At 33.7% G+C, this 23,319-nt stretch carries 12 protein-coding genes; 1 reads left to right on the forward strand and 11 read right to left on the reverse strand.

All coding sequences use genetic code 11. The features are described 5' to 3' along the window. Positions 1-885: 885 nt before the first annotated feature. The 3 genes from ACE94K_RS11500 to ACE94K_RS11510 all read right to left on the reverse strand — a co-directional run bounded on the left by ACE94K_RS11500 (position 886) and on the right by ACE94K_RS11510 (position 5,378). Positions 886-1,761: a hypothetical protein gene (locus tag ACE94K_RS11500; protein ID WP_378172123.1), complete on the reverse strand. Its 876-nt coding sequence runs from the start codon at positions 1,759-1,761 to the stop codon at positions 886-888. A gap of 234 nt (positions 1,762-1,995) precedes the next feature. Continuing rightward, entirely contained in the window at positions 1,996-3,177 is a 1,182-nt protein-coding gene (locus tag ACE94K_RS11505) for an MFS transporter (protein WP_378184266.1), read from the reverse strand. Then, positions 3,174-5,378, reverse strand: a complete 2,205-nt coding sequence (locus ACE94K_RS11510; RefSeq protein WP_378172126.1) for a bifunctional alpha,alpha-trehalose-phosphate synthase (UDP-forming)/trehalose-phosphatase — start codon at positions 5,376-5,378, stop codon at positions 3,174-3,176. Before ACE94K_RS11510 ends, ACE94K_RS11505 begins: the two co-directional genes overlap by 4 nt. Positions 5,379-5,470: 92 nt before the next feature. Between ACE94K_RS11510 and ACE94K_RS11515 the strand changes: the two genes are divergently transcribed. Continuing rightward, a complete protein-coding gene (locus ACE94K_RS11515) occupies positions 5,471-7,273 on the forward strand; it encodes a glycoside hydrolase family 15 protein (RefSeq protein ID WP_378172129.1) in 1,803 nt (600 codons plus the stop codon). 140 nt (positions 7,274-7,413) lie between these two features. On the opposite strand, the gene ACE94K_RS11520 is transcribed toward ACE94K_RS11515, so the two are convergent. From ACE94K_RS11520 to ACE94K_RS11555, 8 genes are all read right to left on the reverse strand, one after another. Continuing rightward, complete coding sequence (locus ACE94K_RS11520; protein WP_378172132.1) at positions 7,414-8,733, reverse strand: DUF4302 domain-containing protein; 1,320 nt, start codon at positions 8,731-8,733, stop codon at positions 7,414-7,416. Between the two features lie 19 nt (positions 8,734-8,752). Beyond that, positions 8,753-9,679: a substrate import-associated zinc metallohydrolase lipoprotein gene (locus ACE94K_RS11525; RefSeq protein WP_378172135.1), complete on the reverse strand. Its 927-nt coding sequence runs from the start codon at positions 9,677-9,679 to the stop codon at positions 8,753-8,755. A gap of 8 nt (positions 9,680-9,687) precedes the next feature. Continuing rightward, on the reverse strand, positions 9,688-11,166 hold the full coding sequence (locus ACE94K_RS11530; protein WP_378172138.1) for a RagB/SusD family nutrient uptake outer membrane protein: 1,479 nt from the start codon (positions 11,164-11,166) through the stop codon (positions 9,688-9,690). Between the two features lie 11 nt (positions 11,167-11,177). Next, positions 11,178-14,627 carry a SusC/RagA family TonB-linked outer membrane protein gene (locus ACE94K_RS11535; RefSeq protein WP_378172140.1) on the reverse strand — a complete coding sequence of 1,150 codons (3,450 nt, stop codon included), beginning with the start codon at positions 14,625-14,627 and terminating at the stop codon, positions 11,178-11,180. A gap of 545 nt (positions 14,628-15,172) precedes the next feature. After that, positions 15,173-15,967: a sugar-binding protein gene (locus tag ACE94K_RS11540; RefSeq protein ID WP_378172143.1), complete on the reverse strand. Its 795-nt coding sequence runs from the start codon at positions 15,965-15,967 to the stop codon at positions 15,173-15,175. A gap of 208 nt (positions 15,968-16,175) precedes the next feature. After that, positions 16,176-18,458: a starch-binding protein gene (locus ACE94K_RS11545; protein WP_378172146.1), complete on the reverse strand. Its 2,283-nt coding sequence runs from the start codon at positions 18,456-18,458 to the stop codon at positions 16,176-16,178. 669 nt (positions 18,459-19,127) lie between these two features. After that, positions 19,128-21,302 carry a histidine kinase gene (locus tag ACE94K_RS11550; protein WP_378172149.1) on the reverse strand — a complete coding sequence of 725 codons (2,175 nt, stop codon included), beginning with the start codon at positions 21,300-21,302 and terminating at the stop codon, positions 19,128-19,130. 163 nt (positions 21,303-21,465) lie between these two features. Beyond that, complete coding sequence (locus ACE94K_RS11555) at positions 21,466-23,283, reverse strand: acyl-CoA dehydrogenase family protein (RefSeq protein ID WP_378172152.1); 1,818 nt, start codon at positions 23,281-23,283, stop codon at positions 21,466-21,468. Between the last annotated feature and the right edge of the window lie 36 nt (positions 23,284-23,319).

Genomic DNA, 23,319 nt, shown 5'->3' on the forward strand with positions numbered 1-23,319 from the left:
TATCATAATTTTGTTCCTGCTCAGATTAAATACTATATACTGATCTTAAAAGAATTTATTTAAGGTCAATTATTTAGAAATTGTTCATTTGTACACCTGTTTGCCAGAGGAGGAGCGGTTACTTTGTTGGTAACTCTTTATTCTATTATTTTAAGTGTTTCCGCCATATTTTCTAATAGTTGTTCCTCTTTGAAAACAACATCGGTGATTGTAATAGATAGATACGTTGCTATTCGCCGAAAGGACTTTTCATTTTGTTCAAAGTCCATCCTAATCAAACCTGATAATAATAAGTTTGAATACTCTTAATAAGCTCTTTGTTTTGTGTAAATATTATTTATTGCCTGAGACTTTTCGATTTCCAAATTATTAAAAAGTCCGGGTTGAATTGCGGTTTGATAGACACTATTATCAAATGACAGCGTATTAACTCCGTTAAAATGTAGGTTTAACGTTATTCAGGTCTTTTTAATTAAGGAAAAAACGAGAATTTGATGGTATTCGATAACTTGTTCTATTTTATTCTTATTTGACCGAATTTCAGATGTTAAGTTTTCTATGAGCGAATTAATTTTTTTAGTTTCCTTTCTATTTTCTGACCAATTTGAAATAGCGAAACCAAGAAAAACGCCAATAGTAACAGAAATTATTTGAATAAGTAAATCACTAGTTTTATTTTTCATTTTTTGGCTTATTATCAACTTGTTTTACATACTTGCTTTCTAAATACAATGTTTGAAGACCGTTTACTTTTTGTTATCTCCATTTAAAAGTAGTGTAAAATTTCACATATTGCAAAAACCTACAGCCTACTACATATAGCAATTACGAACGGATGGAGACGATCTGTTTTAGTATCCGTGGACTTAATAAGTAATTGTGTTATCATTTCTGTTTATCGGATTTCTCTGCTACCAGAGCTAATAAATTACTGATACTATTGGTAGCAATTCTAGTAATTTTCTTGATCTCAGAGTCAGTCGCAGTATAAAAAATACTCCAATCGGTATCGGTTTTGGGATTGTATTTGTAAATCAAGTTATTTTTGGGCATTAATATAGTACCGTTAATCAACCAGCACATATCTTCTGCTTGTGGAATGGTGTTTATGATCTTTTTGGTCGCACCCGTTATTGGATTCAATGATTTTATTTCCCATTGATCGTTTTCCTTGCTGATATAGCTGATCAGATTTGTATTTGGAATTTTATGTAATGAGCGCCCTACTTTTTTCTGAAAGGTATAATTGCTTTTATCCTTTAGATTAGAAACAACTAGTGATAAACCTCCATCTTCCAGAACAGAAGAAACAATAATGTCTTTAGTGTACCAAGTGTGATATCCAACTATAAGGTCCTTGAGTAGTACTCTGGATTTTCCGGTTTTGAAATCATATTGATATAACAATTGTTTCCCCGTAGTATCTAATCGAATCGCTGATATCGCTTTTTGATTTGGGATTTTGGTAGGAGAGTATTCGCTACCGATCATCGTTTTAGATACCCAATCGACTTTGGCATCTCTGATATTATATTTAGCAATATCCGTCTGACCATTTCTGGTACCGGCAAATAACACAATGTTATCATTATAAAAGAAGGGTTGATTATCATAGCCCGGATTGTTAGAAATATTTCGTTGATTTTTTAATGAGAATGCATCTCCTTTTTTAGAGATATCAAACAAATATACTTCGGTTTCGGGCTGTGTAAATAGGAGCGATGTATATATACAAGCTATCAGTGTTAGTAAGTATCGCATACTTTTTGTTTTCTAAAATACATTGAAAAAATTACATAGAAAAAGTTTTAGTGAGTAAGTGTGTATATACTTCTAATATCCTGATCACTTTGGTCATAATACAATAACACTTCGACAACACTTCGACAAGCTCAGTGTGGCAGCTCAGTGTGGCAGCTCAGTGTGGCAGCTTAGTGTGGTAGCTCAGTGTAAAAGCTTAGGGTGACAGCTCGGATTGATAATTTATTATTGCAATTACTTTTTTCTGGAGCCATATAAACCTAAGATAGGGCCAATGGCTAAAAACACGAACAAATAGGTAGCGTCAATTTTCGTTACCAGGTAAGAAAGTAATTGTATGCTGATAATAGTAATTGCAAAACCTATGCAATTAACGATAGTTAATCCTGTTCCTCTGAACTCCGGTGGAGCTGCAGCAGCCACTAAAGTGGAAAACTGAGGGGAATCTGATATCACGAATATTCCCCAAATGCAAAGAAGTGAGATAAAGATTCCTGAAGGTAGCAGGAAAAGTAGTGGAGAGGTAATGCAAAACAATCCGGACATAGTTAATGAATATCTTGCTACTTTTCTACTTCCTGTTTTTAAGGATATATAACCACCAAGAATACAAGAAAAAAATCCTACAGCAATCACAATAAAGGACCAAAATGAAATAGGGAGCCCAACTCTGTGCTGTTCTACATATGTTTTTAATAGGACAGGAACAAATCCCCAAAAAGCATAGAGCTCCCACATATGTCCAAAATATCCCAATGCAGCTTTCCTAAAACTCATAATCCCAAAAAGTTCCGTGATCACTCCGAACTGAAGTTTTGCTACAGGTTTTCGGTAAGGGCCATTAGGTACGAATAAGTAGATTAAAACACCTCCGATACAGGCCAATATACTGGTAGACTGTATGACCGATGTGTAATCACTATTCCACGAGAGCTCTTTTAATAAATGAGGTAATGCGGTTCCTAAAACCAAAGCTCCTACCAAATATCCTAGTGCTTTTCCTAATCCATCTTTATAATAGTCTGATGCTATTTTCATCCCTACCGGATAGATTCCCGCCAGAAAAAAACCAGTGCCAAAACGGGCAGTCAGTACATTTAGGACCGTTATATTAGGAATCAATAATGCAATATTACAGAGTGCTCCAAGAAGAGCTGATATCATAAAAATCTTGGATGGTGGAAATCGGTCTACCAATGTTAATAAAGCAAAGGTTAATGTACCTACAATAAATCCAAACTGAACTGCAGATAATAAGTATCCAAGGATATTGAAACCAGCATTAAACTGAGCTGCAAAATCATCAATGACTGCATTTCCTGCAAACCATAATGAAGTACAGAAAAACTGTGCTATGATAATGACTGGAAGTATGTAAAACTTATGTTTCAGAGATATCTGTTTGCTATTCGTTATTTAAAAGATTTTAGTAACTCGTGTACTTGATCGGTACCGTCTACGTAATATTTAGCTATGGTTTTCTTCAATCCTACTTTAACAGTGCAGGCAGCAGAGGGTAGCTCTTTAAACATGTATTCGTCTGTCCAATCATCGCCAATAGCAAAAATGAAATCATACTTCTTTTCGACTAGCATTTTGCAAGCAGACTTCCCTTTGTTAATTCCACTTACTTTAATTTCTAATACCTTGTCGCCTTCCAAGATTTCCAAATTATGGTTAGCGATGAGGTGCTGTATAGTAGTTTTTAGTTCCATAGATCTTAGTTTACCCAAATCCGGATCGACATTTCTAAAATGCCAGGCTAATGAGTAATTTTTCTCTTCTATGAGAGAACCTGGTGTTCGGTCTGTAAAGGATTCTAATACCGGTGCAATGGATTCGAACCACTCATTATTTACGTGCTCTAAAAGTTCCCAATCTTTCGAGCTTTCCTTTAACCAGGCCCCGTGTTCTGTGATCAATGTGTAATCCTTATGACCAAACCAATTGTTAAAAGTAACCTTATCACGGCCTGTAATAAGTACTAGTTTGGTATTCTCATCTTCTTGCAGAGTATCTAAAATATCGAATATTTTCTGAGTTGGTTTTGCGTTTTCAGGAATTTTCTCAAAAGGAGCCAGTGTTCCATCATAGTCAATATACAGTATTCTATTAGCTGCCTTTTTAAAATCAGAAACTACTTCTTGTTTTAGAGTAGGGGTTAATTTTTTGAGCGAATATTTTTTTGCAGAATTTTTGGTTGTTTCCATAGATTCCATAAAATCATCGGCCCATTTCTCTACATTATATCGTTTTAACCGTTTCTGTAATGCCGTATTTCTTTTTATTTGCTCTTCTTCGGGCATTTCTAAGGCAAATTTGAGTGTATCTGCGATTTCTTCAAAATTGTTAGGGTTGATGATAAGGGCTTCACTCATTTCTTTAGAAGCTCCAGTCATTTCACTTAGAATCAACACACCTTTTTTATCAACTCTCGAAGCGATGTATTCCTTGGCCACCAAATTCATTCCATCTCTGATAGGAGTTAACAAAGCAACTTCGCTAGAGGTATATAGATCAATTAAATTTTCGAATGGCATAGAACGATAAAAATACCAAATAGGTGTCCAACTTACTTCAGAAAATTTACCATTGATTCTGCCGACTAGTTGATCAATTTCATTTTTTAATAATTGGTACTGAGGAACATTAGATCTTGATGGTACAGCCAGCATAACCAGTCTAGCTTTTCCTTTAAACTGCGGGTATTTATCTAAGAAATATTCAAAAGCTCTTAACCTATTGGCAATACCTTTGGTGTAATCTAACCGATCAATAGATAGAATTAGTTTTGCGCGGTCTCCATTAACCAAATGTTCATCTATTTTTTGTTGTATTTCTGTTTTGTCTTTCTTTTCTTTTTCGTTATGAATTTTGGCAGCGTTATGAAATTTATCATAATCAATTCCCATGGGAAACGAGTCTACTTTTACCATTCTATTTTCTAGAAGAACCTTGTTGAAGTTGATCTCGAGTCCAAGAATTCGTTGTGCCGAACTTAAGAAATGTCTTTCATAATCATAAGTGTGGAAACCTATAAGATCAGCTCCTAATAATCCTTTTAATAGTTCTTCTCTACAAGGTATTGTTCTAAAAACCTCATATGAAGGAAACGGGATGTGCAAGAAGAATCCAATAGTGACATTAGGTTTCTTTTTACGAATCATCTCTGGTAACAAGAGCAATTGATAATCGTGGACCCAAATGGTATCATTTTCTTCGAGATTCTCAATGACTACATCCGCAAATTTTTGATTTACAGACTGATAAGTTTCCCAGTTGTTTTTGTCAAATTCTGTGTATTCCATAAAATAATGGAATAGGGGCCACAAGGTATTATTACTAAAACCATAATAGAATCCATCTATTTCTGATGCTGTCATCGGCACCCCGACGCATTGATGTTTTTTTAGCGCATTTTCTACAAGTTTTCTTTTATTATCGTCCAATTTTTCCTCGGTTAGACCACTCCATCCAATCCAAATGCTATCACTACTGGAGTGAATAGACTTCATTCCGGTTGCTAATCCTCCAACACTTGGTATTGTATTGATAGAATTATTATTAATTTCTAATTGTAAGGGTAATCGATTTGAGATTATGATAGTTTTACTCATAAAGCGTGGCGAAAGTTGGTTGACTAATTATGATTGATTAAATTTCGGTTCAGTGAATAAAGGTACGGTTATTTAAAAGAACAAGAAATTATATGGACAATTTGGATTACGGAATTATAGGAAATTGTAAAAGCGCTGCACTCATCTCGAAAGAAGGTTCGATTGATTGGTGTTGTTTGCCAAATTTTGATTCTTCTTCTGTTTTTGCAAAAATTCTCGATGAAAAAAAAGGAGGTTCCTTTGAAATTTTGGTGTCAGATGCCTATACGGTTTCTCAGAAATACATACCAAAAACAAATATTTTGGTTACAGAGTTTAGAAACGGAAGTGATGTTTTTGAAAGCATTGATTTTATGCCTAGGTATCAGGAAGCAGATGGTTCTTATTATGCTCCATCGGATATCATACGTTATATAAAGCATATATCTGGTGTGCCTATTTTTAGAGTTAAATACAACCCTAGGCTAGAATATGCAAAAGAGGAGACATACTTTGTAACTAAAGAGAACTATATAAAAAGCATCACCGATAAAGATAAGTATGATACTTTATACCTTTATTCAGATATTGATTCTGAAACTATTATAAATGGTGATGAAATTCAATTAACAAAACACACCTATTTTGTGATTAGCTATCACGAAAAATTGTTAGCTCAGTCTTTAGAACGTTGTTATCTTAAGCTACAACGCACAAGAGTATATTGGATGAACTGGAGTGAGAATACAACTTCTTATAATGTATATAACGACCAGATTTTAAGAAGTGCATTGGTGCTTAAACTGTTAAGTTATGAAAAATCCGGTGCAGTATTGGCTGCAGCTACAACCTCATTACCAGAAACCATAGGAGAGGTTCGTAATTGGGATTATAGATTTTGCTGGATCAGAGATGCATCTATGGTGATCAAAGTAGTTTCTGATCTTGGGCATAAAAGACTGGCACAACGTTTTCTTCAATTTATTATAGATATTATTCCTGATAAAGATGAGAAAATACAGATTATGTATGGAATTAATGGAGAAAGAAAACTAACAGAGAAAACATTAGATCACTTAGAAGGATACAAAGGTTCAAGTCCGGTACGTATCGGTAATGCAGCGTATCATCAAAAACAAAATGATATTTATGGTATTCTGATGAATGTGATTTACCAGCAGTTTGTGAAATTTGACTGTGATCTGGATAACAGCGAGAGTTTATGGACAATTAGCAAAAGTATTGTGCATATTGTGAATGTCAATTGGGAAAAACCAGATAAGGGTATTTGGGAATTTAGAACCGAAGAAAGACATTTTACTTTTTCAAAACTGTTATGTTGGGTTGCTGTAGACAGAGCTATTAAAATAGGGGAGTTGATTGGTAAAACAGACAATAATCCAAGATGGATAGAGCTAAGAGACCGAATTTATAAAGATATTTATGAAAATGCTTGGAATGAGGAAGTTCAAGCGTATACACAATCTTATGGATCATCTGATCTTGATGCTTCTACTTTACTAATGGAATCTTATGGTTTTATCGATGCTAAGGATACCAGGTTTATAAACACGGTAAAAGCAACCGAAAGAGAATTATGTAATGATGGACTACTGTATCGTTATAAAAACAAGGATGATTTTGGATTACCTTCTTCTTCTTTTACAATATGCAGTTTCTGGTTTATCAATAGTCTTTATAAAATAGGTGAAAAGGAAAAAGCCAAAACGATGTTCGATCAACTATTATCATATAGTAATCATTTAGGCTTGTTTAGTGAGGATATCGATTTTAAATCCAAAAGGTTGTTGGGTAATTTTCCGCAAGCATATTCTCATTTAGCACTTATAGAAACCGCTGTTAATTTTTCTGGAGGAGTTACCAAAGAAGAGGAGCTGATGGAAACTATAGCCTAGTAGTTTTGAGACATTTTAGAGATTTTGCTGAAGATCTAAACTAAAAATTATTTTATTAATACAGGTTGGTATAAAAAATAAAATCTTTGGGAATTTTTGGTTCCCAAAGATTTTAAAAAATAGGCTAACTCTCATTTTTACTATATTCCGTAAACAGAGAAATTAAGATTTGGTGCAGCTACGCTTGTGAACTTATAAGATGGATTGCCACTAAACTGACTTTCATTTGTTTGTGTCATGTAAAATCCATCTGGACTAAATAACAAGGCGAATATATTAATAAGACCATCAGAGTCTCCAAAGAATTGAGAAAAAGTAAAAACTACTCTCTCATTTGCTATTACTTCTCTAGTGAATGTTGCAAAGTTGAAACTTCCATCATTCATATTAAAAATAAAATATGATTGATTAGAAAAGAAAGGATCATCAAGAACCATATCGACTCTATACAGGTCACTTACCTTAGCTAGGTTTATAAAATTCTCTGAAGTTTGACTAAGAAAAGTACTTCCAAAAGATTCATCAAAGTAAGAGTAGGTAGAAAAATCCACTCCAAAAGAATTTACATCAGCAGAAGCAAGTTCAGGAATGATTTCGGTAGAGACAGGAGCTAAGTCATATCCGATTATGGTTGTCACACCACTATCTGTAGAGGTGTAGGTACCAAAGTCTTGGTCATAGACAAAAGTAGTAATGCTTAAATCTCCAAGAGTTAATGGTTGTAAAAAACGAAATCCTTCATCGGTTACCGTGATAGGTAAAATTTCTGTAGAAATAGATCCAGTTGCCGCATCAAAATTGGTGACACCGGCAGTTCTTTCTAAATCATCAAAATAGGTAAAGGTTCTATTGTACAATATCTCATTAGCGTCATTTAACACTACTAAGTTTCGAATAAATCTAAAAGTATTATTCTCATCTTCTAATTGTGAATAGAAATCTCTTAAATTTTCAATGATTTCCTGATCTTCTGCAGAGGCTTTTTCGAAAATTATTTCTGTTGGGTTAGAAATATCTGTTTTACTTCTAAAGATAATCTGATTATCATTAACTTCTTCAAATATAAACTCAAATTCAGCACCAAGACTAAAGTTTTGAGCTTCGAATAGAGCGTGGAACGTAGTGTAATTTTCGAATACTAATTCAGGAAATTGGCTAATTCCTACTCGATAGGTTGTCTCTAAATCATTCTGACCACCTAATACATCTGAAACAATATCTACTGTGTTATCTTCATTAAAATTTAAATAGATATTATTTCCTCCAAAATTGTTTCCTGGCTGGTACACAGTTTTCCAACCAAATTCTGAATTAATCAAGGTCTCGCGATAAGATTCTAATAAAAGATTTACTCTTGTGTCAGAATCCTGTTCGAATAAGGGTTGAACATCATCATCACTACACGCAAAAACTGCTAATAGTAAAAACAATAATGAACTAATTTTTATATTTCGTAACATATTATTATGTTTTGTATTATTAATTAAGGGTATTTAAAAATTCGTCTCTCACTATTAATAAATCAATACCAACATCTTCCTTCATGTATCGTAAAACAGCGTTATATTTCTCTTGAATTCTTTGACGTCCAATATTTCTTTGAAAACAAGCTTCATCGCCACCGGCACAGCTTTCTAGAGTTAAATACGTATTTTCAAATTCAACCGGATCCGTAGTAATTATTCTGGCAACAATCTCTGCAAAGTCTTCAGCTACCGATGAAGTACCGTAAGGTGTAACCATACCGCGTGAAATAGCGTTGTTTATAGATTGAGTACTGTTTTCACTTCCAGAAATCAAGGTAGTCCAAGTACCGGGAGAAGTGTAATCTTCTCCTGAGATTTCGTAGAATGATTCTACATCAAAATTGAAATTTTGATCAATGATGTGAGCAAATTCGTGATGTAATGTTCTAAATGATTGTATAATCCATTCATTATTATCAGGACTATAATCATTAACCTGAGTTAAAGTAACTCGTACCCCGGCATCTGCTGTTCCTAAAGTAATAGTACCATCACCATTATAAAGGGGAGACCCTAAAAATACAATCTCTGCGGGAAAATATCTCTTCAAAAATTCTTCTCCTTGATCTGATCCCATATTGTACGGCTCTATCCAGGCTTGCTTTATTAATTCTGCAACAGGTTGTACTACATCTCTTCTAGGAGGAACTGCAGTTCTGTTTGGATCGATATAGCGATCTACAAACTTGTAGATGATAACACTTCCGTAAGGGTCTCTAAATTCCTCTTTTAAATAAATATCTAAAGGGTCTGTAGACTCTTGCTCTTGTTCAAAAATATTTTCGGCAGTAATGCTTTTTTCTCTTTCACAACTAATAAGTGTAATACTTAACAAAGAGATCGTAAAAAGCTTTTTTATAAAATTATTTGTTTTCTTCATGTCTAATATTATCTAGGATTAGGTGCGATTCCAAAATCTATTGCACTATCTGGGATTTGAATTGCTTTTCTTAAATCATTTGCAGAAAGTTCTAAAGTCTCTCCTCCAAAATTTTCAGGTAGTCTATGTGATACAGAAAGATTAAATCTTTTTATGTCAAACCAACGAAGACCATGATCCCAAAATTCTTTTTTCCTTTCATCCAAAATTAATTGTTCAATCGCATCAATCGCATCTGTGGCATTGTAATAAGTGATTAACTGATTGATATCGTTATACTCTTGATTGTTATATCTTAATCTTGCAAGTACATTAATGTCTGATAGGGCGTCGTCTTGCGCTCCATTAAATAATAGTGCTTCTGCACGATTTAACAAAACCTCTTCACCTTTTAATTCTATAGAAATGTGATATGGTAATCCAGAGTTAGAACTCAAGTTTTCTCTGAAAAAATATTCTCTCAATCTAGCCGTGTACCTTGCATCTGTTCCCACATTCCAAATACCTGTTGAAGTCCTTTGGTCAAAAGCATTTAATGGATTGTTAAATAACACACCTAAGTCAGTGATGTTTAGTCTAAAACCTGTTGCGTATCTTTGATGATTACTGAATTTTTGCATTACTAATACATTGCTGTCATCAGTAGTTTCATTGTATTTATCTGCAATGTCATTGTACGTTGATCCTTGGAGTTCATCATAGTTTTTTACGTATAACTCTGGATTTCCATCAAGGAAAAGGTCACTGTATTTTATACAATTCACATAATCTCTTTTCCATAGATAAAAGCGTGATGCAAAAGCTAATCCTGCTTTTTTCGTAAAATGATATTTTTTAGATCCAGAGAAAAACTGATCGTTTATTAGGGATAATCCTTCCAGAAGATCTTTTTCAACTAAATCATATACTTCTTGTACCGTGTTTCTTTCATAAGCAGGAAGAAAACGGGTTTCTGGTTGAAGTACATAAGGTATACCCAAATTTGTAGATGCGTTTTGATCATAATGTAAGGCAAATACATTCACCAACATAAAGTGGCTGTACGCTCTGGACAGTAATGCTTCTCCTTTAATAGCGTTTTTAAAATCAGTACTTCCAGGTAAATCATCGATCACAGCAAGCACCTCATTCGTTTGTGCAATAGCTTCGTAGGATCTGTCCCAGAAATAAGTAGGAGTATCCTGTGAGATTCCGTCTACGTCTTGCCAAGTGTATAATTGAAGCGAATTTTGATCGATAAAATTACCTCCTGCATTGGCTATGACACCGCCATTTTCTAATCCGGTTGGACCAGCTAAATCTGTGTACATATCTGTAAAGGCATAACTACCTTGTGAATAAGAATCAGCAACTACTTTTGCTGCTTTTTCTGCAGTGTCGAGTTCTAATCGGTCATCTGGTAATTCATCTAGATAGTCATCACAGGACGTGAATGACAAAATAAATGAAACCAGTAGTATATATGGTGTTAATTTATATTTATTCATTTTTTTAATTTTTAGAAACCAACGTTAAGTGAAAATGTAAATGATCTAGCTACCGGTAGCGCTGTTCCTCCTGAATTGAAAAATTCTGGATCCTGACCATTAAGCGCTTTATCAGAATAAATAAGGAATAAATTCTCTCCCTGAATTCTAAATTGCGCAGATTCAATTCCTAAACCTTGTAAATAGTTTTTAGGAACATCCAATCCTAATGCGATAGTTCTCATTCTTGCATACGTACCATCAGCAACTCTTGCGTCGCTAATATTGTACAGATCATAGGCATTGTCAGCACCAAGTTGATTTTGTATCGTTCTATCGCTTAGTATTGCTGGTATGTTGGTCGTGTTTTCATCTCCCGGAAGTCTCCATCGATTAACCAAATCACCAGATAAAGAGTTGAAATCAGTATAAGAAGGGCCAAAATTACTATTAAGACGGATTTTATAATCAAATTTAAAGGTGATATTGGCACTTAATGTAAGATTTTTATATTTGAAAGTGTTATTAAAACCACCTGCACCTCTTGGCTGCGTAGGGCCTTCATACTTTAAAATCTGTTCTAGATTTTCTCTTTCCTGAAGATTGATATTTGTTACTATGTTATTATTTTCATCAAAAAATGTTGGAATACCAAACTCATTTAATCCCGCGAATCTCGTTGAATAAAGAGCAGATATCTCTCTTCCGGAGAATGGAGCTCCTGATGGCTGTGTTAACTGAACCAAAGTTGGGTCAAAAAGTAACTCTGTTATTTGCTCTGTATTATATCCAACGTTAATATTTGTATTCCATTGGAAGTTGGATGTTTTTAAGTTCACAGTAGAAATTCCAAATTCATAACCTTCGGTCTTAAGATCTGCATAATTTCCACTCTGGAAAGCTTGTCCACCAACACCACTGGTTTTTACAATTCCGATCAGGTCAAATGAATTTCTGTTATAATAACCAATTTCTCCGCTAAGTCGATTATCGAAAAATGAAAATTCTAATCCCGTACTAAATTCTTTCAGCTTCTCGAATGTTAAATCGTCGTTTGCTAATGAATTAATGGCGATTACAGTTTCTTGATCGGTAGGTCTTAAGGGAACTCTACTACGTAAGTCCAATGTGGCACTGGTTAAAGGTCCTCTTCCTCCAGAAAGTCCATAAGTGGCTTTTAATCTTAATTGATTGATCCAGTCAGCTGTAATGAAATTTTCTTTATGAATATTCCAAGCACCACTGATGTTATAACTTGTAAGATATCGTGATTTAGTACTTGTACCTTGTAAATTAGATCCGTCGTAACGTAGAGTACCGTTTAAAATATATTTGTTTTTCAAGGTGTATCCTGCATTAGCAAAGAATCCAACAAATCGGTCTCTTAGATTGCTTATTCCAAAATATTGATCATTCTGATTAGCTAATTGATCAATTGCGTCAGGATCTGTATTTACGATATATCCATTTTCGTAAGATATACCAATACCTGTGTACTCTCTAGAATTTCTAGTAGAAGATTTTATTTCTTGTCCTAAAAGAAAAGTAAATTGATTATCATAATTAATTTCCGGATTCCAAGAAATTGAATTTCTTATGTAGAAATAATTTAATACATCTTCGTTATAAATATTTAAACCTCCTTCAGGTAAAATTGAATATGCCGGTCTTGTAGGATTGTCCGGATCTTGATATAAGAAAGGATTTATATTAACTAAAACACCTTCGTCAGCTCTAAAAGCTTCTGCTTGATTAGAATTGTCTCCAATTACGTGCTCTCGTCTGGTGATAGCTTGTCTGTAATTTACAATAGAATTGAAGGTCAAATTCTCCTTTATCTTATAATCTAGGTCAAGCTGTGCAGAAATATCTGCAACATCAATATTAATTCTGTTATTATTTAATTCGTTTATAATATTGAAAGGAGCATAGTTTTTTCTAAAATATTCTAAATTACCGTTTTCATCATAAGGGGTAACACTACGACTATTTGTAAGTGAATAATTATACGGATTAATGTCAAACTCACGATTATACTCACCGGTAATTGGATTGAAAGTTCTGTTATTCGTTCCAGGAACAACTTGATCTCTGATACTAAGCGCCAGAGTTGTGCCTAACGTTACTTTTTCTGAAACTTTGAAAGTATTTCTCAATCTTGTTGTCAGTCTTTCTGCTTGATCTCCGATCGTTACACCTTCATCTTTTAAATAACCTAAAGAAAATAAATATGTAGCATTATCAGAACCTCCAGATAGACTTACCGAATGATTCTGGACTGTAGATATGTCAGTAAAAAGCACTTTGAACCAGTCTGTATTAGCGGTTTGGTATCGTCTAAAGAAATCATCTGATAGTTGTCCATTAGCTCCGATTTCTACATCATTTGTCCCTCTAAGATTAAAATAACTTCCTAAAACCCCATAAGATTCAGCAAATTGTGCGGTAGTAAGATCAATTAAATTTTTGTCTACTAATTCTGCGTAAACAGATAATTCTTGTTGTGAGTTTAAAACGTTAAACTGCTCATATCTAGGTCTTAATCTATAAGAGAAATTACCTGAGTAGTTTATTTTTAAAGCGCCATTTTTACCTTTTTTTGTGGTAATAACGATCACACCGTTTTTTGCTCTTGCTCCATATAAAGCTGTTGCAGAAGCATCTTTTAGAATAGAAAAAGATTCTATGTCTTCCGGATTTAATCCAGCTATAGAAGATCCAATGACAGAACTAATATCTCCTGAACCTAACTCGTTTTGAGATAATTCAATATTATCTTCAAGAATAACCCCATCAACAACCCAAATAGGATTATTATTTCCATTTAAAGAAGTGTTACCACGAATTCTAATACGAGGAGAAGCTCCAAAAGTTCCTGATAGATTATCAACAACTACTCCGGCATCTCTTCCTTCTAAAAGTCTAGATGCATCTGTGGCTCCGTCAATTTTGATATCTTCAGCTTTTAGTCTAGTCGCTACACCGGCAAATAACTTTTTATAGCTTTTTCTATATCCATCGGTAATAACTACTTCATCCAGCGACTCAACCGCGGCTTCCATCTGAATAGAAAATTCTTTTTTATCTCCGGTTACAAGTATTTGCTGATCCAAGAATCCTAAACTCTGAAATTTAAGAGTTTCTCCTTTTGAAACAGAAATGGTAAAATTTCCATCAAAATCTGTAATCACTCCGCGTTGTGTGCCAATAACCGAAACCGTAGCTCCGGGAAGAGGCACGCCTCTATCATCTGTGATTTGTCCTTTAATTTCAAATTTTCCCTGAAATAGAGCTATTTCAGTAGTGCTAAAAGAGTTTTTAGCGGTTAATGAAAATCGTTCCGAATTGTTCATTTCAGTAATACGACTTTCTCCCTTAATTACATTTAGACAACATAGGATAAAGATTGCAGAAAGTAAAGGCCTGCTATGTTTTATACCTAAGTTGATTCCACAATGAAACTTGAGTAGTTTTTTTTCCATAAGCTTTGTTAAGTTTTAAAAATACATTTCGAAATTGGGCGTGCGTAAAAAGCTACAAAGGATATTTAAAATTTTATCAGTAATTCTTTAACGCGGTTGCGAAATTAATATATTTTATCAATTTTTAGGGTTTTTTGCATATTAAATTTACTGAAAAACCGTAATTAACAATTGTTTAGTGGTTTTGACGATACAGTAAGTGTGTCGAATACGTTGTAAATAAACGATTTTTTGTGTTATTTTAGCCGATGTAGTTAATGCTTCTTTATTACAAAATTTTTAATCTTTTAAAGTTGTAAAAGGATAGAAGGCAGCTGGTTTACTCTTAAAACCTTAAGGATTTAATTCATAAAAACATCAAGTTACATTTGATTGCTTTTACCTTTAAAAAGATAATTCGGATATTATACTGAAAAGTAATTTATAGAAGGATCTTAACAATATGTAGTCCTAAATAATCTGTTCCTAATTATTTAAGATGGGATATTATTACGATTTTGGAAAAGGTAAAATGGTAAAAATACACTTTGGGTGTATAGTTTTTTTTACTCTTCAAGAATGATAGTGCCGAAGATATCAGCATTTATCCAACCCTGATTTTTATCTTCACCAGGTACGAAAACAGAACCCATAAAGTTTTCTCTTTCTTTACTGTTGTCGTTATCATTGTAAGCGATAGCAAACCCAAGTCTTTGATCCTTGGATAATATTACCGGATCATTCGTTTTGCCTTCCTGATAGCTATCGTCATAAACGATCAATTCAAATTCCCAAACAGAGACATCACCATTGGTAATACGTCTGGTTTTTACGTGGTTATTATAAAGTACTGGTTTTTTTTGAGAATCCAGATCTATAACATTACCATCGAGTGCTATGTGATAGGCAAATGCATTGTTGTTAAATTGATGCTCACCGCCAGAGTTGTCAGCATCTATAAAAATTTCCACACAATCATCATCCCACCATAATTTTAAAGGATCTTTATATTGATCATACAAAATATCATCTTTTATTTCTACCAAAATATATAGAGCTTCTGGAGTCCAGGTCATTTTGTAACGACCAAAAAAATCTTTTACATCAGGAAACTCTCCGATCCAATTTTGATCCATAGGGTACCATTTTGTCTCATTCCATATTGGATCATCCATTTTGCCGTCGACGTTTGGAGCTATTTCAGCTTTTTTTATCTGTCGAACTTGGTGATCTTTTTTTTCTTGTTTCTTAAGGGCTGCTTTTTCATTTACATCAGCAATTACTTTTCCTGAATTGTGACTGTTTTTGTTTTTACAACCTATTATCAGAGTCAAAACTAGTAGGATAATCAGTTTTTTCAAAGTGTTATATTTTTTTTGATTTATTGAATTAATGAGAAAGATATTAAAAAGTAATATAATTTTTAGAAGAATATAATAAAGTTAAGATTTTGTAAAGGTGACGATTAGCTTACTTAAAAAATTATAAAACGAAAAAGCGGTCGTTATGCGCTAAACGACCGCTTTTTTAATACACCTTTAGATGTATTTGGTTATAGGGACAAAAAAATTATTGTTTTACAACCTTTAGTCTCTTCAATTTACTTCCATTTAGTTTTACAGTACAGAAATAAATACCGGCTTCTCCTAAATCTTTTGTTGCGATTTCTATAGTGTGGTTTCCAGCCTGAGTGTTTTGACTATATACCGTTTTTGTTTGTCCTAATATGTTAGAAACAGATACTTCTAGAATACCATTTTCTGCCGTATTTATGCTAAGAGTACCTCTGTTTTTGATGGGATTTGGCCAAATAGTTATATCGTTTTCAAACGCTGAAGGGATATCTTTATCAGCCAGATCTGCCAGTTCCATAGCTCTGTTCGAAGGGCAATTCGTAGGACAATTGCCGGACCAAGTTCCTGTTCTTTTTCCATTACTGGTTCCGGTTACTCTAAACCATCCGTCTGTTCCTCTGGTAAGATCAACAGTTTGTTGTCCATTACCATTATTGAATACAACGCCTACGTTACTTGCAGATACACCACTTGGTAGGGTAAAGGTTTTTCTGGACCAAGCTGTACCACTAAGGTTGTTCATAAGTGTTCCTGGCCATCCAGAAGTACCGGAAAGTGTTTGATTAGTAGACTTATTATAAAGATAAAGGTTAGTGTTGTTACCCCATCCACTAGGTTTCAGGAAATTTAGTGTTACATCATTTGATGTTTCGGATCCACTGCAATCACTTGGGCAATTGTCTGACCAGCTATTACCCCTGTACCAGCCATTGGTGCTTCTGGATAAGTCATCAGTTTGATTATTTCCATCATTAAAAATAACTCTAAGATTGTTAGCAGATACTCCAGCTGGTGGGGTGATAGTATATGAATACCAGTTTGTTCCTGAAATATTAGTCATATTATTTCCTGGCCACCCACTTGTTCCGGGCAGGGTCGCGTTTGCTCCGGCATCAAATACGTAAGCATTAATATTTGATCCCCAGCCTGATGGTCTAAAGAAATTAACTGTATATGGCGGTACTGTTTCTCCTCCTACAGGATCTCCACCTTGAGTCCAAACAGCATAGTCAGTACCCGAAGTTTGTAATGTCCATCCACTTCCGTTAGGAGACCAGTTTCCAGATCCCAATTTCATCGCTAATGTTCCGGATTTTCCATCGATATATGCTGCGTACAAATCAGGTCTCGCCTGATCAATACTTATCGTTGAACCAGAATGCACTCTTACACTTTTTCTAGCGGTAATAAGATTTTTGATTGCATTTTGTACGCCGGATCCTCCTTCAAAAAAATGCGTCCAAAATACCATTGGATTTCCTGGGTGCGTTAGGATATATGCGTATCCTTTTCTAAGGTTTGTTTCTCCACCTGGGAACACATAATTAGATCCACAGCATTGTTGTGCAAATCCCGTGTCGTGGTTATCTAAAAATGTAACAGATTTAGAAGGATTGATCCCAATCATACCAGAAGGTCTTCCTTGGCCATCTCTTAGGTATGATAAATTATTATCTCTAATTGCATTTTGAAGGCTTACTTTGGTGTTAAAATCAAAAGCAGAAGAAGACTGTTGCGTTCTGTTTACAAAGTTATTGGTCTGCACTCTGCTACTTTCTAATAGTTCGCCAACTGCAAAGTAAGGATTGGTAGCATCATTATATTCTTTATTGTAGATAGGGTCATATCCATGAACAAAATCATATCTCCATCCATCAAAACCAAGATCATTTTGTAGTTTTTTCATCCATTTTATAATCTCTGCTCTTACTGCTGGGTTTTTGTGATCTAAGTCTCTGGCAGCTGCAAAACCACCACTAGATCCATCTGATTTAAGTTCGAAACCTGGAACAAAATCACTATTAATACTAAACTCTACAGGTCCGTTCACAAAATTTCTTCCTTCATCATCAGCAACAATATAAAAAGTAGGCCAATCAGGATTTGTAAAAGTAACCGCATCATTAGTTCCTACTCTATGGTTGACAACAATATCACTTATTACTTTTAATCCCAGACTATGATACTGATCGATTAAGGTTTTAAGCTGTTGCGTAGTACCATATGCACTGTCAAAATTGTTAATTTCCCTTGGTAAATATCCTTGTGGTGCTGCAGAGTTGCTTGGTGGCGGCATCCAGATCAGATCGATTCCTGCGTCACTAATAGTATTTCTTACGCTAGAAACAACATTATACCAAGTTTGACCAGCGGGTTGATTTTGTACATTCCAGTCAAACGCCTGAAACATTACATCCTCATCTTGTGCCTGTAATCCAATAAATGGCAAGCAAAAAAGTAGGCTTACTAAAATTCGTAATGGGTTTTTTCTTTTCATTTTTAAGTTTTTTAAAGTTCTGTTAGGAACTAGAGTTTGTAATGAGTGAGTATTCGTTTTCTCGCAAGTTTTCGTTGTGAGAAAAATAATCCTAAGAAAATAACTTGTAAAGGTCATCTATAGAAGAAAAAACAGACTCCTTGTAAAAAGGAAATTGTAACAGACTTATTTTATTTAGTACTAAGAACGATACTGGTTTGATTATTATATAGTTACTGTAGTAATAATTATGACGCCTATAAAAAAGTAGTTTTCTTGTGGATTAAGAATTTAGAAGTTGGTTTTCGATTTTCTGACTATCATCTTAAAGAATCAATCTTCTAAATTTAAAGTAGCTCAAATAATTTCGAAATTTTCGGGGGAGGATAAAATGATTCCATAATTCATAAGTTTTTGTTTGTAAAAGTGTTTCTTGTGTTAAATTTTCACTAAGTTATTACGAATTATTCAATTTGACTGTTTCGAAAAGTTACTACAACGTTTTCGTGTTGATAAATTCTTATTATTTCACATAATATATTGAAAAACAGGATGTGATTAACAATTATTTATTTTGCAGGTGTTATTTTTGAGGTAATCATATAAAGTGGTGCTTCATTTTAGAAAAGAGAGTTTAAAAAGATCTGTACGACACTTTTCTTTCTTAAAATAGTTATAATAAACTTTGGGTTATATTTCGAGAACATCTGTTTCATTAGAAACGGGTACGTTGGGTATTTCCATTATAAAAATAGTTCCTTTACGTTTCAGGTTGGAATCGATAACGAATGTACCTTGTAAATTTTGAAGACGATTTTTGATATTTGAAAGACCAATTCCTGTCACGTTTTTAGAAGTATCAAATCCTTTTCCATTGTCTTCAAAAATCAGATGAATCGTATGTTGAGTAATATCAATTTGTATGTCAACTATGGAAGCTTTAGCATGCTTGATCGTATTAGTAATTAATTCCTGTAATATTGCAAATATTTCATTGTGAAATTTCGGATTTATAATATTGACTTCGTTTTCTGGATATGCTTGGATATTAATAGTTAAATTACTTGCATCGCCAATATTCTGCATATATTCTTTTAGCAATGCAACAAATTTATTTTGACTAAATTTTTTAGGAATTAAATTATGTGAAAGTGTTCTTACCTGTTGGTAGGTTTCATCTATTTGTTGATACATAGTATCTAGTTCTGTATAATTTTCAGAAAGATTACTGAATTGTAATTTTATAGCGGCTAGGTTGCCACCGATACTATCGTGAAGTTCCTGAGCAATTCGTTTTCGTTCCTTATCCTGTCCTTTTACAGATGCTTTGATCATTTTTAGTTCCTGATCACTTATTAATGTTGCTATTTTTTGTTCACTAATCTCTTTCTGTTTTATGTTTAATAAATTTTGGGTTTTTAGCTTTTGGTAATAAAGAATAAGTAAACCAATAATTGGGATTAAAATGATAAGAAAAGCAATTAATATGATTTGTTTGGCAGATTTTTGTCTATTTATCTCTAATTCCTGAATTTTTTGATCCTTCTTAAGAATAGTTATTTCATTTTTTCTTTTGGCAGATTCATTTTTTTGTTTTTCGGACTCATTAAGAAGAGATAGAATCCTATTTTGATTTTCTTGCTCAGTAATTTTTGTTTGTAAACGTATATTTTCTAGGGCTTCCCCCTGGCTTTTTAAGGCTAAAGATTTTATCGTATTTTGATTTTGTAAAACTTTAATTTCTTTTTCCTTTTGAAGTGTTCTAAACTTTACTTCTAATTGATTAATTTCTTTGTCTTTTTGTAACTTATCCAGAGAATCTTTGATTTTATAATGTTCTGTTTGATACTTATATGCTTCCGTATAATTATTTTGAAGGATAGCAAGTTCTCTAAGTTTGTTATAAATATTTAACCGTTCTTCTATCCAACCATATTGTGCTGTTTTTATGAGACAAGAATCGAATATATTTTTCGCTTCGTCATATTTTTTTTGTAAAACTAAAGCACTACCTATTTTTCCTAAAGCTTCAGTCTTAATCTGTATATATTCTTTCTCGGAACCGATCTTAATGCTTTCTCGAATAAATTCAATTCCTTTATCATAATCACCTAAATCAATATAACCGGAACCAATGTTCATCGTATTTATAATCTGACTGTAATAATCTTTGGGATGACAAAGTTCCAAAGCCTTTTTATAATTGGCAATCGATGCTTTGTAATTTTTTGAATTCCTATAGACCACGCCAATGTTACTATATGTTTTTTGGGTAAGTATTGGAACTTTTTTATAAGTTAAAATTTCGTTGAACAATTTTAAGGCTTCAGCATCATTTCCTTCTCGCGAATATGATATCCCTAAACCTAATAGTTGTTTATAGTATCTTGATGTATCCTGGATTTTCTGAGCAATTTCAATTCCTTTAAATTGATTTTTTTTACTTTTTTCATACAAACCTTTTACTCCATAATTGTAGGATAAAGCCGTGTATGCCTCAATATAGTATTTATACCTGACAGTATCATTACTAAAGTTTTTTAGAGATAGTACTTTGTTAGCATAAAATATAGAGGAATCCGGAACACTTTTCACGTTATAATAATATATCAAAAGGTTAGATATACTTGCTTTTCCGAGATCAGTTTTAAAGTTTTTTAAGTATTTCTGAGCTTGTTGATAGGCTTCACTTTCTTTGTTGCTGCTTAGAGATTTTCTAACTTCATTAGATAATTTATTTTCCTTTTTCTCAAGTTCTTTTAGATATTCTAATTTTGATGTTTTAATATCTTGGTTTTGCCCTATTATTGTGGTTGACAATGAAAAAATAAGAGATAGAATAATGATGTCTAAAAATCTGCGCATTGGCAAATATATATAATTTACTAATTAATAACTTTTTTAAATTTACAACACTTAATTCATACATTGACAACATAAAAAAACCGCCTTTCCCCAACAGAAAGACGGTCTCTTAAATCAAAATTAAACAACTTCCTAGTTTTAATCCTTAGGAGCGGATATATTATTATGAGAAGCAGTATCCATTTTCTACGGCTACTTTATCTGCAATTTTAGTTCTTAAGGCAACCACATTTGGCTGATTCGCATATTTAGTGAAACGTTTAAGTCCCATAAGCATCATACGTTGCTCATCACCTTCAGCAAAAGAAACGATTGCTTCTTTTCCTTTTTTGATAACGATATCTACTGCATTGTATAGGTATAGTTGTGACATTGCGATCTGAACCTCTTGAGAATCTTCTCCAAAACGCTTTGCATTTTTCTCTGTACGAAGGATCGTAGATTCTGCCATATAGATTTCAATTAAAATATCAGAAGCAGCCATTAATAATTGTTGGTGCTCCTCTAATTGTGGGCCATATTTTTGAACAGCAGATCCCGCCACCATTAAGAATACTTTCTTAAGTTTTGCCAGAATTTCTTTTTCTTCTGCAAATAATTCAGAATAATCAGGTGTATCAAAAGAAGGAATTCCTGTTAATTCATCAGCTACTTTCATAGCAGGTCCTAAAAGGTCTACGTGTCCTTTCATGGCTTTCTTTACTAACATTCCCACTGCTAGCATACGATTGATTTCATTAGTACCTTCATAAATCCTAGAGATACGAGCATCTCTCCAAGCAGATTCCATTGGAGTATCTGCAGAGAATCCCATTCCTCCAAATATTTGGATACCTTCATCTGTACAGTTCTGAACATCTTCAGAAACTGCAACTTTGAGGATAGAGCACTCAATAGCATATTCTTCAACACCTTTTAGCTCTGCTTCTTGATGAGTATTTCCTTCCGCTTGACGGATAGCAATTCTATCTTCGATATTTTTTGCAGCTCTATAACTTGCAGATTCATCTGCATAGGTATTGGTAGCCATTTCAGCAATTTTAGATTTAATAGCTCCAAAATTTATGATCGGTGTCTTGAACTGTATACGCTCATTAGCATATTTTGTAGCTTCATTGATTACTCTACGTTGTGCATCTAAACAAGCAGCTGCTAATTTGATTCTACCAACATTAAGAGCATTCATAGCGATTTTAAAACCATTCCCTCTTTCTGACAACATGTTTTCTACCGGAACTTTTGTGTCACTAAAGAATACTTGACGAGTAGAAGAGGAGTGGATACCGAGTTTCTTTTCTTCATCTCCCAAAGAAATACCGTTAGGATTGTTAGGATCGTATTCTACGATAAATCCTGTAATATTTTTATCATCTTCAATGCGGGCAAAAACGATCATTAGATTACAGAACCCTGCATTAGAGATCCACATTTTCTGACCAGAAATTAGATAGTGCTTTCCGTCATCAGAAAGAACAGCTTTTGTTTTACCGGAGTTTGCATCAGATCCTGCTCCTGGTTCTGTTAAACAATAAGCTCCCATCCATTCACCGGTAGCTAATTTAGGTACATACTTTTTCTTTTGTTCTTCGTTACCATATAATGTAATTGGCATAGTACCAATACCCGTATGTGCTCCAAAAGCAGTGCTGAAGGATCCAGTTGCGCCAGAAATATAATCACATACTAACATAGTAGAAACAAATCCCATTCCGAGTCCGTCATATGCCTCTGGAACGGCAACACCTAAAAGACCAAGCTCACCAGCTTTCTTCATACATTCCTCTGTATACGCATAGTCTTTGTTTTCGAATTTTTCCCAATGCGCCCATAGCTCACGGTCTACAAATTCCTTTGCACTATCACGCATCATCTTTTGCTCCTCAGAAAAATCTTCTGGAGTAAATACATCTTCAGCTTTCGTTTCTTTTACAAGGAATTGTCCTCCTCTAAGAATGTCTTTGTTTAAAGTTTCTGTACTCATAGTTATTCAATTTTATTTAAATGAAAAGAGAAAATA

The sequence above is a fragment of the Aquimarina besae genome (genome assembly GCF_042434905.1).
In the GTDB taxonomy this organism is placed as follows: Bacteria; Bacteroidota; Bacteroidia; order Flavobacteriales; family Flavobacteriaceae; genus Aquimarina.